The organism is Labrenzia sp. THAF191a (genome assembly GCF_009363335.1).
GTDB lineage: Bacteria > Pseudomonadota > Alphaproteobacteria > Rhizobiales > Stappiaceae > Roseibium > Roseibium algicola.
This window is the reverse complement of record NZ_CP045333.1, coordinates 5,730,230-5,743,396: the sequence shown is the minus strand read 5'-3', so window position 1 is coordinate 5,743,396 and position 13,167 is coordinate 5,730,230. Positions and strand designations below refer to the sequence as shown.

The following is a 13,167-nucleotide window of genomic DNA, read 5'->3' as shown; positions in this document are numbered from 1 at the left end:
GAACCTCCTCAGCGACGGATTTTCAGGGAGAAGAGACCTTCGGGGCGCAGCATCAGGATCCCGACGACGGTCAGCAGGGTGAGGACCTTCGCCATGGAGCCGGAAAGGAAGAACTCCATGGTGGACTGGGCCTGACTGATGGCGAAGGAAGACGCGATCGTTCCGAGCAGGCTTGCAGCGCCGCCGAAAACGACGATCAGGAAGGTATCGACGATATAAAGCTGCCCGGCGGTTGGGCCGGTCGAGCCGATCATGGTGAAGGCGCTGCCGGCGATGCCTGCAATGCCGCATCCAAGAGCAAAGGTGTGCCGGTCGACCCTTTCGGTGTTGATGCCGACGGCCCCGGCCATGACGCGGTTCTGGACCACAGCACGGGTCTGCATGCCCATGCGGGAGCGGAACAGGATGAAATAGACGCCGATGGCGATGACCAGGGTCAGCACCATGACGAAGATGCCGTTGATCGGGATTTCGATGATGTCCGTCAGCGGCACGGACCCGAGCAGCCAGTTCGGCAGGCTGACGCCGACTTCACGCGCGCCGAAGATCGACCGGTAGGCCTGCTGCAAAATGAGGCTTAGGCCCCAGGTGGCCAGCAGGGTATCCAGCGGACGCTTGTAGAGATGCCTTATGAGCGACCATTCGACGAGTGCCCCGAGTGCACCCGCAGCGACGAAGGCCAATGCCATGGCGAAGAAGAAGTAGATGCCGAACAGGGACGGGACATAGGTCTCGACGAAATTGGAGCAGAGATAGGTGACATAGGCGCCCAGGATCATGAACTCGCCGTGAGCCATGTTGATGACGCCCATCTGGCCGAAAATGATTGCAAGACCCAGGGCCATGAGGACGAAAACGGAAAACAGGATCAGTCCGGCAAAACCCTGCATGGCGAATATGGACCCGAGTTCCGTCCATGAATAATCGGCGAACATTGCGCGCGTCTCCATGCTGCGGGGTCAAGGCGGAACGCCTGTTCCCCTGCTGCGAATAAGGGTTTGAAACGAAGGGGACGGGCGCTGCGCAGGCTGCCTCCACGCAGCGCCCCGGTTATGCCCGCTTTCTGGAAGGGCGTTTCCATCCCTGGGGGAACTAACGGAGGCTTATTGGTAGCCTTCCGGGAACGGATCCGGCTCCATCAGGTCGGCCGTCTCGTAAACCAGCTCGTACTGGCCATCCGGCTTGGCAAGGCCGATGCGGGTCTTGGACCACAGGTGGTGGTTTTCATGGACGCGGACATAGCCTTCCGGCGCGGTGGTAAGCTCAATGCCCGGAGAGGCAAGGCGCACCTTGTCGATGTCGAAGCTGCCGGCCTTTTCAACCGCGGCCTTCCAGAGCCAGGGGCCGAGATAGGCGGCCTGGGTCACGTCGCCGATGACGATGTCGTCGCCCCACATTTCCTTGAAGGACTTGACGAATTCGGCGTTGTTCTCATTGTCGAGAGACTGGAAATACTTCATCGCGGCATAAGCGCCTTCGATGTTCTCGCCGCCGATGCCGCGGATTTCATCCTCGGTCACCGAGATGGTCAGAAGAACCGGCTTTTCCTTGGTCATGTCGATGCCGGCAGCCTTCAGCTGCTTGTAGAAGGCAACGTTGGAACCACCCACGACAATGGCGTAGATCACGTCCGGCTTCTTCAGCTTGATCTTGTTGATCACCGAGTTGAACTGGGTGTGGCCGAGCGGATAGTACTCTTCGCCGACAACCTCCAGGCCAAGCTTCTCGATGTGCTTGCGGGCGATCTTGTTGGACGTCCGCGGCCAGATATAGTCGGAACCAAGCAGGTAGAAGCTCTTGGCGCCTTTTTCCTTGGCGACCCAGTCGATGCCGGCGATGATCTGCTGGGTGGCTTCCTGGCCGGTGTAGATCACGTTGGGGGACTGTTCCAGGCCTTCATAGAAGGTCGGATAGTAGAGCATGCCGTTATACTGCTCGAAGACGGGCAGAACAGCCTTGCGCGATGCGGATGTCCAGCATCCGAAAACAGCCGCGACCTTGTCGTTCACCAGCAACTTTTTTGCCTTTTCGGCAAAGGTCGGCCAGTCGGATGCGCCATCTTCCTGGATGTATTCGATCTTGCGTCCAAGCACGCCGCCCATGGCGTTGATCTGGTCGATGGCGAGCTTTTCTGCCTGCACTGACCCGGTCTCGGAAATCGCCATGGTTCCGGTGACGGAGTGCAGGATGCCGACCTTCACGGTGTCTTCTGTGACCGCGAGGCCAGTCGTGTTGGCGTCGTCGGCGATGGCAGGTGCAAATGTGCTGGCGGTGGCCAGCATTGCCGCGGCTGCCGTGCCTGACAGCACGGACCGGCGAGACAGCCGGTGGTCAATCAAGTCTTTCAGACGTTTCATTCTCTGGACCCCTCTGAGGTTGAGGTTGAAGCAGAGCGCCGTGAAGCTCCTCCGCATGCATCCAAGGCTCGTCTGGAATTGTGCAGTGCCGCAATGCGTCAGTTGCTGTGGGTTATTTGACTTATTTCTCCGCACTGCCGCATGTGAAAGACTTCCATGTTTGGAATAAATTCATAGTCCAAAAATCTGAAATTCGATCGTAATGTAAGTTGTCATTCGTATTTTTTGAATTCGAACGATTTGTATTGGTGGGTATATTGGGATTTTTTAATATTTTTTGAATGAGGCATAGAAATTGCTAGGAAGTTCGTCGATTGACGGTTGTTGATCAATTCGAGGGGGAGGTCGCAAATCTTGAACAAAAATGTGCATGAAAAATAGATGCAATGCACAATGAGTGGGCTGGCGCGCCGGTTCCGGCGGGCGGGATGGTGATGGGCAATGGGTAGTCATCAGCGGGTTGTGCGCCTGCGGAGAACATACAATCAATGGGTCGCAAACCAGACCCTGGAGGACTTTGCGCTCCGTTTCACCGCCAAAAGCGCTCGCCGCTGGTCTCCGGTCTGGGTTGCCAACACCGCGCTGGGCGCAATTTCCTTCCTGGCCCTTGAAGCGATCGGGGCTGCCGTCACCTACAACTACGGTTTCACGAATGCCGTCTCGTCGATTGCCGTCGTCTGCCTGCTCATCTTCATTACCGGCCTTCCGATTGCCTATCATGCCGTGAAATACGGCGTGGATATCGACCTGCTCACCCGCGGAGCCGGGTTCGGTTATATCGGCTCGACAGTAACCTCGCTGATCTACGCAAGTTTCACCTTCATCTTCTTCGCTCTCGAGGCGGCCATCATGGCAACGGCGCTGGAGCTGTACCTCGGTGTGCCGCTCAACATCGGCTACCTTCTGTGCACGCTTGTGGTCATTCCGCTGGTGATCTACGGCATCACCCTGATCAGCCGGCTGCAGATCTACACTCAGCCGCTCTGGATCGTGTTGCAGATCCTGCCGTTTGCTTTCCTGGCCTGGCAGGGCGTGGCTCCGCTGGACGACTGGCAGAACTTCTCTGGCCGGCTGGGCGACGAGGGCGGCCAGTTCAGCCTCCTGCTTTTCGGTGCTTCAAGCGCCGTTCTGTTCTCGCTGATCGCACAGATCGGCGAACAGGTCGATTTCCTGCGCTTTTTGCCGCGCCAACGGCGCGGGCACAGGCTGAAATGGTGGTTCGCCCTTCTGGCGGCAGGTCCAGGCTGGATCCTTATCGGCGCGGTGAAACTGCTGCTGGGGTCGTTCCTGGTGGTTCTGGCCCTGCAGAGCGGCCTCAGTCCGGACAAGGCAATCGAACCGACGCACATGTATCTGGTCGCCTTCACCAAGGCCACGACGCCGGAGGTGGCAGTCGCCCTGACAGGGCTCTTCGTGATTGTCTGCCAGGTCAAGATCAACGTGACCAACTCCTACGCCGGCTCCATTGCCTGGTCGAACTTCTTCTCCCGTCTCACCCACAGCCACCCGGGCCGGGTGGTGTGGCTGGTCTTCAACGTGTCGATTGCACTCGCGCTCATGGAGCTTGGTGTCTACAAGGCGCTGGAACGCACGCTCGGTCTTTATTCCGTGGTTGCCGTTGCCTGGATCGGCGCGATCTTTGCCGATCTTGTCATCAACAAGCCGCTTGGGCTGAGCCCGAAACATATCGAGTTCAAGCGTGCCCATCTGTACGACATCAATCCGGTCGGCCTTGGCTCTATGGGCGCGGCGAGCCTGATCGCCCTCATTGCCTATTCCGGGGTGTTCGGCCAGACCGCTCATGCGCTGGCAAGCTACATTGCCCTCTTTACCGCCATTCTCCTTGCCCCGCTGATCGCCTATGCGACCGGCGGCAAATATTATATCGCCCGTGAACCGGTACGGGCTGTAACCTCCGACGGCGAACGTCCCCCCGACATTCAATGCTGTATTTGCGAGCATACGTTTGAGCATGAGGACATGGCGCATTGCCCGGTCTATTCGGGGCCGATCTGCTCGCTATGCTGCTCGCTCGACGCGCGCTGCGAGGATGACTGTAAACAGGAAGCACGCATCGGCGACCAGGTCACCGTGCTGCTTCATTCGATCCTTCCAGACCGGATCGCCGGATGGATGAGCTCCCGGATCGGGCTTTATTTCAGTGTCATGATCCTGATCACCGCTTCGCTCGGGGCGATCCTGTCGCTTGTCTATGTCGAGGCGGAAACCATTTCGCCGGGGGCGGGCAGCGAAGGGGTCGGCAGGGCGCTGACCCAGGTCTTCTTCATTCTGCTGGTCACCTCGGGTGTTATGGCCTGGCTGTTCGTTCTTGTTCACGAAAGCAGGAAGTTCGCCAATGAGGAAACAAGGCGCCAGACCAGCCTTCTGATGAAGGAAATCCGCGCGCACAAACGTACCGACGCCAAGCTGCAGAAAGCCAAGGAAGCCGCGGAGGCCGCCAACGAAGCCAAGAGCCGTTATGTGGTCGGCATCAGCCACGAATTGCGCTCGCCGCTAAATGCGATCTCCGGCTACGCCCAGCTGATGCGCAAGGACCCGGCAATCCCCGCCCACAGACGTGACGCCGTGAAGGTGATCCAGCATTCGGCCGATCACCTGGCCGGGCTGATCGAGGGCCTGCTGGACATCTCCAAGATCGAGGCCGGGCATCTCACAATTTACCGGGAACGGTTCAACCTGCATGAATTCCTGGCACAGACCGTCGACATGTTCCGCCTTCAGACCGACGCCAAGGAATTGCGTTTTCTGTTCGAGCCTGCGGAAAACCTTCCGGTCTTTGTGTTCGGCGACGAGAAGCGCTTGCGGCAGGTCCTGATCAACCTGTTGTCGAACGCCATCAAATGGACAGATACAGGAAGCGTCAAACTGAAGGTGTCCTATCACAGCCAGGTTGCCGAATTTGCAGTGGTCGATACCGGCATCGGCATAGCTCCGGAAAATCTCGAGCGGATCTTCAATCCGTTCGAACGCATAGAGGAAGACGGCAAGGAGGCCGTTCCCGGGACGGGGCTCGGTCTGACGATCACCAAACTTCTGAGCGAAGTGATGGGCGGTGACATCCAGGTTTCAAGCACGGTTGGTGCCGGCAGCACGTTCAAGGTTCGCATGCTGCTGAGCGCTGCGGAAGCGCCAATCCAGGCGGGGCGGGCGGAAAAACGCATTCGCGGGTATCACGGTCCGATCCAGACGGTCATGGTTGTGGATGACGACCCCGCCCAAAGGACGCTGGTCAGGGATTTCCTGTCGCCGCTCGGTTTCAAGGTTCTTGCCGCGGCAAGCGGCCGCTCGTGTCTGGCGATGGTACAGGACGAACGTCCCGATGCCTTTCTGCTCGACATAAGCATGCCGGGCATGAGTGGCTGGGACCTTGCCTGCAAGCTGCGGGAAAGCGGATTTGGCGATGCGGTCATCATCATGATTTCGGCCAATGCGGATGACAGTGGCCGGGACCCGGTGCACCGGATCTATCATGACGACTACCTGGTGAAGCCCGTGAGACTGCAGGAATTGCAGGACAAGCTTCAGCTGGCATTGAAACTCGTCTGGCGCACGGACGACCCCGCGGCAGCACCGCCTGTAGAGGGCCTGCGATCGTCGGGCAGGGCGATATTCGAGAAGGCCTGCCTGCCGTCGGAGGAGAGTCTCGGGATTCTAAAACAGCTGAGCGACATCGGCTATGTGCGAGGAATCAAGGCAAAGCTCGACGACATCGAGGCGCATGAGCCGCATGCGGCGGACTTTGTCCATCACATGCGGCGTCTCATCAAGGAATTCGATCTCACCCAATACGACAAGCTTCTGGAAAGGCTCGGACATGATCATGAATGCTCCTAGTCAGGCCGAGACGGTGCTGCTGGTCGATGACACACCTTCTTCCCTGGGCATGCTTTCGGACGCTCTGGAGGAAGCCGGTTTCACCGTTCTGGTGGCTCAAAGCGGTCGAAAGGCGATAGAAATCGCAGCCCGCGTGATCCCCAATGCGATCCTCATGGACGCGATCATGCCCGAGCTCGACGGATTCGAAACCAGCAAGCGCCTGAAGGCGCTGGAAGGCCTTCGGGATGTACCGGTTCTCTTCATGACCGGACTGAGCGAGACGGAACATATTGTCAGGGGCCTGGAATCAGGTGGCGTCGACTATGTCACCAAGCCGGTCAACCCGGACGAACTGATCGCCCGTCTGCGCGTGCATATTTCCAACGCCCGGAATTCGCGCAGCGCCCATGTCGCACTTGATGCATCCGGGCGTTACTTGATGTCGGTCGACCTGTCGGGCGCCGTATGCTGGGCGACACCGCAGGCCTCCGCGCTGCTTGGTACGGGCACGGCCGAGGACGCAGCGGCAGCCGGGCAGTTGCCGGAAGCTGCCGTCGACTGGCTGCGCCATTACCTGCTGCCACAGGGAAAGGCTGCCCAGAAGGAAGAGGACATTGTTGCCCGTATCAAGGGTCGGGAGTTGCGGTTCACTTATGCCGGCAACATCAGTGCGGGTGAGCATCTGCTGCGTGTGTCGGATGTCTCGGACAGCGTGCCTTCCGAAATCCTGAAGGATGCCTTCGACCTCACGGAACGCGAAGCCGAAGTCCTGATCTGGATTGCCAACGGAAAGTCCAACAAGGAAATCGCCTCCATTCTGGACATGAGCCCACGCACGGTAAACAAGCATCTGGACCGGATCTTCGGCAAGCTGGGCGTTGAAAACCGGACCTCGGCCGCGGTCGTTTCACTGAGACGTATCCTGGAAGGCTGATCTCGAGGCGCAAGAAAGTCTTGCTGGAAGAAGCGCCGCGTCGCTTGTTACCTGGTGTCTGGCGGTGGAACTCACTTGCGTTTCACAACAGATCGACGCTCGAGACCCTCATCCGGACAAAGGCTGGATGACGTTCAATAGGCACGGGGGAGCGACCCTCGATATCGTCGCTCCAGATCGTTCTGAAATCCCTGCGGCATGAGAAATAGACTTACACTATCCCGAAGCTTTTTTCCTGTTCTCCGGGGCTCGTTTCCGTATGGAAACGGTTCAGCTCAATCGCGCTCTCGCGGCATCCTGACCGACCTGGGCGATGGTATGAGCCTGGCCATAGCCGATAAGGGGAAAGCGACCCACCGGGGGTTCAATCAAGAGGTCTGCCATCGCCTTGGTTTGGTCCCGGTGGGCGATGCCGCCGACAATGCCGGCACGCACCAGGATTTCAGGCAGGGTTGGCAGCTTCTCCGTCCGGCGTGAAAACAGGCGGGTCAACACATCAAGTGGGCCGAACCGTTCCAGGGCGGCATCGACGACCAGGTCTTCGCGGGGATTGACGTCGACCGCGATCACCTCGCCCGACCCGACACGGTCCCGCATCGCGTCGACCGGGACGTTGTTCAAAATCGCTCCATCCACCAGCAAATGCCCCCGTTTCAAGGTCGGTGGAAAAATGCCGGCCGGAGAGTTGCTCGCGCGCACGGCGAAATGGAGAAGGCCGCTGTCCAGCACCTCGGTGGTTGCCTGGGTAAGGTCGCAGGCAACGGTGATTTGGCAAAGGCGACTTTATTGCATGTCGAGGCTGAGGATGAATGCTGGCCGAGGTGGGATCAATATTTCGATGCTATGGGCCTTTCCGGAAGCGGGCAGGGCAACCGGACGTTCAGCAACTACGTTCAGGCCACCCAGGCTGCGATTGCCGGGATGGGAGTGATGCTGGGATGGGTTTCAAATTCAAGCGACCTGCTGCGGCAGGGGCAGCTCGCAGTGTTCCGGGACCAGCCGCTGTTTCCAGATGGCGCATTCCATCTGGTTCGACCGAAACACAAGGAGGCGAAAGCAGCAGCGACGACGCTGGCACGACATCTCCATCGCTGCGTCGCCGACGTATCTTCCGGCAAATAGCGCTGGCTGCTCTGGCTGGTGCCAGCTTCAGGGTGCCTATCGGAAAGCTGACGGCAGTCCCTGGACAGTCTCTGTCAGCCGACGCGTTTTTTGCCAATGCAAGTGCCAGTCAGCAAAGTGGACATTCTTGTCATTGCCTCTCCGAACAGTGGTCTTGCGACATGAGGCGCGCCATGACCGCATCCGGAATGGTGTCCTGCGCGTTTTTGCTGATCGGCACTGCACATTGAGATCAGCGATATTTTCAGTTTGTCGAAATGCCCGCTGCCTCAGACAGCCGCTGCGCAGGTTTGGTGCAGCCAGGCACGAAATTTCCTGACTTGAGGCCGGCGCCATCTCGACGCTGTCGAAACAGCCCAGTATCCGAGATTAGCATCCCATCTCGGAATGTCTGGTCTCACCAGAATGCCGGAGGCAACGGCGTCACGCGTCAGAACGGGCCATGCCAGCCACAGGCCCTGACCGGAAACAGCAGCCTCGTACGATAGTGACGCGTCAGGCACACGGACCACCGGGTGTCGGGAAGGGTCGAGATGCTTACCGCCTACACTGGAAGACCATTGGGTCCAGGAAACAAGGCTTTGCTCATCAACTATGAGCGGAACCTCGGAGGCTGTTGCCTGGGTCAGGAGTGCTTTGCTGAGGCCAGGAGTGCAGACGAGTTCGATCGACTGGTCGACGATCTTTTCGGTTTTCACATCCGGCCACTCGCCTTTGCCAAATCTGATGGCTATGTCGATGTCTTCCCGATCGAAATCGACCAGTCGGCTGGTGGTGACGAGCCTGATCTCTGTATCCGGATGTTCCGCGTTCCAGTTCACCAGGCGTGGCACCAGAAATCGCGCAGCAAAAGCGAGACCGCACGAAACGGTAAGCAAGGGGCGAGGCTTGGCGCTTATCTCGGCCAACCCGTCCGAAATCACCTGAAACCCTTCCGTGAGTTTTGGCAAAAGCAACCTGCCCTTCGCGGTGGGAACCAAGCCCGTATCCGTCCTGTCGAACAGCGTTACCTCGAGTTGCGCCTCAAGCAGACGTAGTTGGTGGCTCACCGCACTTGGCGTCACATTGAGGCTGGATGCCGCCCGCGACAAACTGCCTAAACGGCCTACAGCTTCCGCTGCTTGCAGTGACTTTAGAGACGGTTGTGGCATCTGGTGTGCAATTTTTCTCAATACTGTTGAAATAGATTAGATTGCTAAATCCCGCGTATTCAAGAGAATTATTCGCGAAACAGAGAGGAATTCAAATGAATATAACGAATAAAATTCAACAGTATGCGATCATTGATGTGTTTGCCGAGAGGCCGCTGCGCGGCAATCCTCTTGCTGTGGTTCCAGACGCGGATGACCTGGACGAGCACACGATGCGCGCGATCGCCGTCGAATTCAATTTATCGGAGACATCATTTGTCCTGGCGCCTACAGAGGCTTCTGCGGACTTTCGAATTAGATCGTTTACGCCGACCGGAGACGAAGTGTTTGGTGTCGGCCATAACGCACTAGGTGTCTGGTGGTGGTTGGCAGAAACGGGCCAACTAGGTGAACGCACCTCGTTTGTTCAGCAATTGGGGGACGAGCTTCTTCCAGTTTCGATCGGGCGGGAAAATGGACGGGCCACTGTCTCCCTGGCTCAGGCCATGCCGCGCCATATTGGCGACGTCGGGGACTTGCAGGCGCTTGCCGAAGCACTGGGGCTCGACAAGACTGAACCGGCCCTTGGGCCGCAGGAAGCGGTCGTGGTCTCCACTGGTGCGGCGCATATGCTCGTCAGGCTCGTTTCCCGCGACGAAGTTGACCGCGCGGAGCCTAACGCCTCCATGCTTCTTCTGCTGTTGGAGCGTGCCGGTGCGCAAGGATGTTATGTATTCACGACATCTGGTGAAAAGAGTGGGGAAGCCTATGCTCGCTTCTTCAATCCAACCGTAGGCATTCGGGAAGACCCGGCAACAGGAAGTGCCGCAGGCCCACTGGGGTGGCTATTGGCCAACCGCAGCGGTGCTGGGGGACAAGAAACGTTCACGGTCGTACAGGGAGTTTCTATGGGTAGGGAAAGCCATATTCGGCTTCTCGTGTGCCCCGACGCTGTTGAACTGACCGGTTCCGCTGTGCTCACTGCAACGGGCCAATTGCATCTGTAGCTTTTGGAGCGGGCTCAGACCCGACCTCTGCTGAACGGCGCTCAGTCCAGGATTTCCGTCGCGAGCCGGGTGCCGAGAAGCTCATCTTCAACCAGGATGTAGATTTCCTTGGGGGGCGTATTGAGAGAATGGACCATCAGGCCTGGATCGATACCCATCTCGATCAGGTATTCCATCGTTTCCCCCTGGCCGTACTGAATCTCTTCCACCGCCAGGAAAACAGGCATGTAGCCGGGGGTGTCATAGTAGTGCTGATGCATGCCTACGGCAGCATCCTTGGAGGCTGAACGATTGACACCGGCTGCAAAAATGTAAGGACACGACGAAAGGCACACCAGACCAGGCAGCATGGTGGTATCCAGCTCAGCTGCGCGCAGGCTACGACCAATTTCAAATGCTTCACTCACATTGCCACCGGGGCTATGGAGTGAAACCACTTTGGGGGCTTCTTCCAGGCTAGCCAGGAAGCTCGTAAAGCGTTCGGCGTCTCCAGATGAGATCCGGCCCTTCAGGAAAATCGCTTCCCCCAATTCGCCCCTCTCGATCACTTCAAACTGAAGCCTGGGAGGCATGTCACCCGGAATTTTGACAGTCGACGGGGCGGGTGTCCGCATGAAGTCGGGAAAGCTTCGAGATGGATCGTAGTGTCTCACCTGATCGCCGGGTGTCGTGGGTCCGGACGGCAGTGCATCGTTGCCGCCACCCCCCGGGGTCCATTGAGCCTGCAGATGCGAAAGCACCAACAAGGCTGCCAGGATCGCCTGGGCGACCAAAACCCACTTCAGGCTGCGCTGAATGGTTATCTGCGACGTATCAAGGCGCTCGGAAAACACGTCGTGCTACTCCGCGGCATTCAGGTTTGCGGGCTCGGAAGTTTCCGCATTTGCGACACGGCGCAAGACTTCCTTGTCTGCCGCCCCCATCGAAGCCTCGACGTCCTTCATCGCATTGATTGCTGCCTTGAGATCTGCGAGCGTCAGGGTTTCCTCGATGCTCAGCCCATCCCGGCCGCTACGGATCGATGCCTGGGTGATTGCGACCACAAAGACCAGAACGGCGGGCAGGAGGTCGATCGCGATAGCACCAGCCCATGAGGGGACAAAGTTGCCTGCGTACCTGATCACAGCGTCGGCGCTTGAGATCGGATTATAGGCCGTCTCCTGTGGTGGCTCCAACGCCAGCACTTCATCGGCTGCGCGCCGCAGGGTCTGGCTGCGTTGGTCGAGGGCGTTCAATACCGATGCGATGGTGCTTGATTGAGCGTCCCGAACGCTGCTGTTTCGGCCATCAAGTTCGGGAAGAACAACAGATGCAGGCAGGTCCTCGGCTGCTCGAGCGACGAGCGGTGCAACGGAGTACTGGTTCAGGTTTGCAATAACGCCGGCAAGACGCACGCTTTCTTCCGAAAACGCGACCGACCTTTGTTCAACCGGCCCGGGGGCAACCGTCAGGGCTCGCATGCGCCCAAGGATTTCGTTGCCCCGGGCAAAGGCGGAGTCGATCAGTGGCTTTTGTTCTGAAATCTGCTCCTCAAGGTTCTGGAGCTCTTCTGTTTTTTGCGTCAGAACTCGAAAGACTGCGCCTTCACCCGCTGTGCCTGAGAGCTCGCCGGAGCGTTCCTGTTGGGCGAGTGCTTCGAATGCTTCCTTTGCACGTTGAACCTCGCGCCCGAGAGCCTGGCCCGAAAGGGCGATCTCATGTGCCTGCTCCAAAGCCGCCTGGTAGTCGCGGACTGTCGTATCCAGGTGCTGTTCGACAGCCGCCGATCCCGCAAGCGCGGCCGCGTTGAGCCAGCTAGACATGGCAATGATTGCAGCCGACCCGACAAGCATTGAAACCGAAAGTCCGATGAAACCCGCCGCACTGCGCATCGCTGGCATGAGCCGAAGCATGTAGCTCCAGAATACGAATATCCCCACTGACACGGCGACGGAATAGGCCACGGCCGCGAAGAAACTCATCGCACCCGTATCCTCCAGCAGAGAGGACACACCCAGGTAGGTGTAGATACCGGAAGCGATTGCCAGAACGCCGAGCGCCGCAGGTGTGAAGGTTTCCAGCCAAGCAAGATGAGCTTCAAGCTCCTTGGCAGTGCGAAGGCCCTTTGCTTCCGCAGCAGTCAATTTCGTCTGGCTCTCATTCATCGCATTTCCTCACAAGCTCGCAAGCAGCTTAGCTAGGGCTTTACCCCATAAAACCAAGCATTGCGGCGTTATTCCGGCAATGGAGCGCGAGGAAGAACCTTGAGGGCCCATGCGCCGTCGCGTTGCAGAAAACAGTCTTCAGATTGGCTTTTGATGAGCGCTTGGAAAACACCCGGAACAAGGATTATAGAGCGCCAGAAATCACCTTACCATTCAAGGTGTTAGCGTCTTTTGCGGGAAGAAATGTGAAATGGTGCTGCCGGAGAGATTTGAACTCTCGACCTCTCCCTTACCAAGGGAGTGCTCTACCCCTGAGCTACGGCAGCATCTGGCTTGTCTTTGGGACAGGCGCGGCGTCGAACTTTTTTGCTTGAAAAGCTTGAGTTGCAAGACGCAAGTGCTGGTGCCGATCAGCGGTGCCGACCGGAATGAGGGGGCTTTTGCCATAAGACCTTCGGGGACGCAAGCAGTGTTTTGGGATTTTTTTCCGCAGTCATTTGCTCCCTCTCGTCAAAGCCGGGACGATTGAAGGGTTGGTGCGGCAAAGCTGGTGCTTTCGGCCCTGTTTCGCCTGTGGATATTAAACAATCCTTCCGGTCGAGGCGCAGAGCAGATTGGCGTTTTCGGGAGAGGGGA

The 13,167-nt window shown here is 58.2% G+C and carries 10 protein-coding genes and 1 tRNA gene; 4 read left to right on the top strand and 7 right to left on the bottom strand.

Annotated elements, in window-relative coordinates; all coding sequences use genetic code 11:
• Positions 1 to 8: 8 nt before the first annotated feature.
• Entirely contained in the window at positions 9 to 935 is a 927-nt protein-coding gene (gene urtB / locus FIV05_RS26370; protein ID WP_062491829.1) for an urea ABC transporter permease subunit UrtB, read from the bottom strand.
• Between the two features lie 168 nt (positions 936 to 1,103).
• Positions 1,104 to 2,282, bottom strand: coding sequence for an urea ABC transporter substrate-binding protein (gene urtA, locus FIV05_RS26365; protein ID WP_208984573.1), 1,179 nt, complete (start codon positions 2,280 to 2,282; stop codon positions 1,104 to 1,106).
• Between the two features lie 516 nt (positions 2,283 to 2,798).
• On the opposite strand from urtA, the gene FIV05_RS26360 reads away from it, so the two are divergent.
• Both FIV05_RS26360 and FIV05_RS26355 read left to right on the top strand, forming a co-directional pair.
• The gene (locus FIV05_RS26360) at positions 2,799 to 6,212 is read left to right on the top strand and encodes an ATP-binding protein (protein WP_152511549.1); all 3,414 of its coding nucleotides are present in this window, start codon (positions 2,799 to 2,801) and stop codon (positions 6,210 to 6,212) included.
• Positions 6,199 to 7,128: a DNA-binding response regulator gene (locus FIV05_RS26355; RefSeq protein WP_152511548.1), complete on the top strand. Its 930-nt coding sequence runs from the start codon at positions 6,199 to 6,201 to the stop codon at positions 7,126 to 7,128. The genes FIV05_RS26360 and FIV05_RS26355 overlap by 14 nt, the downstream gene beginning before the upstream one ends.
• Positions 7,129 to 7,398: 270 nt before the next feature.
• Here FIV05_RS26355 and FIV05_RS26350 read toward each other — a convergent pair whose 3' ends face one another.
• Positions 7,399 to 7,749, bottom strand: a complete 351-nt coding sequence (locus FIV05_RS26350) for a hypothetical protein (RefSeq protein WP_152511547.1) — start codon at positions 7,747 to 7,749, stop codon at positions 7,399 to 7,401.
• 84 nt (positions 7,750 to 7,833) lie between these two features.
• On the opposite strand from FIV05_RS26350, the gene FIV05_RS26345 reads away from it, so the two are divergent.
• Entirely contained in the window at positions 7,834 to 8,250 is a 417-nt protein-coding gene (locus tag FIV05_RS26345; RefSeq protein ID WP_173013952.1) for a LysR substrate-binding domain-containing protein, read from the top strand.
• Positions 8,251 to 8,519: 269 nt separating this feature from the next.
• Here FIV05_RS26345 and FIV05_RS26340 read toward each other — a convergent pair whose 3' ends face one another.
• On the bottom strand, positions 8,520 to 9,401 hold the full coding sequence (locus tag FIV05_RS26340; RefSeq protein ID WP_152511545.1) for a LysR substrate-binding domain-containing protein: 882 nt from the start codon (positions 9,399 to 9,401) through the stop codon (positions 8,520 to 8,522).
• Positions 9,402 to 9,496: 95 nt separating this feature from the next.
• Between FIV05_RS26340 and FIV05_RS26335 the strand changes: the two genes are divergently transcribed.
• On the top strand, positions 9,497 to 10,387 hold the full coding sequence (locus FIV05_RS26335; RefSeq protein WP_152511544.1) for a PhzF family phenazine biosynthesis protein: 891 nt from the start codon (positions 9,497 to 9,499) through the stop codon (positions 10,385 to 10,387).
• 41 nt (positions 10,388 to 10,428) lie between these two features.
• On the opposite strand, the gene FIV05_RS26330 is transcribed toward FIV05_RS26335, so the two are convergent.
• The 3 genes from FIV05_RS26330 to FIV05_RS26320 form a co-directional block, all read right to left on the bottom strand.
• Positions 10,429 to 11,220 (bottom strand): hypothetical protein, encoded by a 792-nt coding sequence (locus FIV05_RS26330; protein WP_152511543.1) that lies wholly within the window; start codon positions 11,218 to 11,220, stop codon positions 10,429 to 10,431.
• Between the two features lie 6 nt (positions 11,221 to 11,226).
• On the bottom strand, positions 11,227 to 12,531 hold the full coding sequence (locus FIV05_RS26325; RefSeq protein WP_055658446.1) for a hypothetical protein: 1,305 nt from the start codon (positions 12,529 to 12,531) through the stop codon (positions 11,227 to 11,229).
• Positions 12,532 to 12,782: 251 nt separating this feature from the next.
• A tRNA-Thr gene (locus FIV05_RS26320) sits at positions 12,783 to 12,857 on the bottom strand.
• Positions 12,858 to 13,167 lie beyond the last annotated feature (310 nt).

What these genes read in the sequence shown, in the direction of transcription:
- FIV05_RS26340 (WP_152511545.1), bottom strand. Translation starts at nt 9,401, where the DNA reads ATGCCACAACCGTCTCTAAAGTCACTGCAAGCAGCGGAAGCTGTAGGC.
- urtA (WP_208984573.1), bottom strand. Translation starts at nt 2,282, where the DNA reads ATGCTGGCCACCGCCAGCACATTTGCACCTGCCATCGCCGACGACGCC.
- FIV05_RS26335 (WP_152511544.1), top strand. Translation starts at nt 9,497, where the DNA reads ATGAATATAACGAATAAAATTCAACAGTATGCGATCATTGATGTGTTT.
- FIV05_RS26355 (WP_152511548.1), top strand. Translation starts at nt 6,199, where the DNA reads ATGAATGCTCCTAGTCAGGCCGAGACGGTGCTGCTGGTCGATGACACA.
- urtB (WP_062491829.1), bottom strand. Translation starts at nt 935, where the DNA reads ATGTTCGCCGATTATTCATGGACGGAACTCGGGTCCATATTCGCCATG.
- FIV05_RS26360 (WP_152511549.1), top strand. Translation starts at nt 2,799, where the DNA reads ATGGGTAGTCATCAGCGGGTTGTGCGCCTGCGGAGAACATACAATCAA.
- FIV05_RS26325 (WP_055658446.1), bottom strand. Translation starts at nt 12,531, where the DNA reads ATGAATGAGAGCCAGACGAAATTGACTGCTGCGGAAGCAAAGGGCCTT.
- FIV05_RS26345 (WP_173013952.1), top strand. Translation starts at nt 7,834, where the DNA reads ATGGAGAAGGCCGCTGTCCAGCACCTCGGTGGTTGCCTGGGTAAGGTC.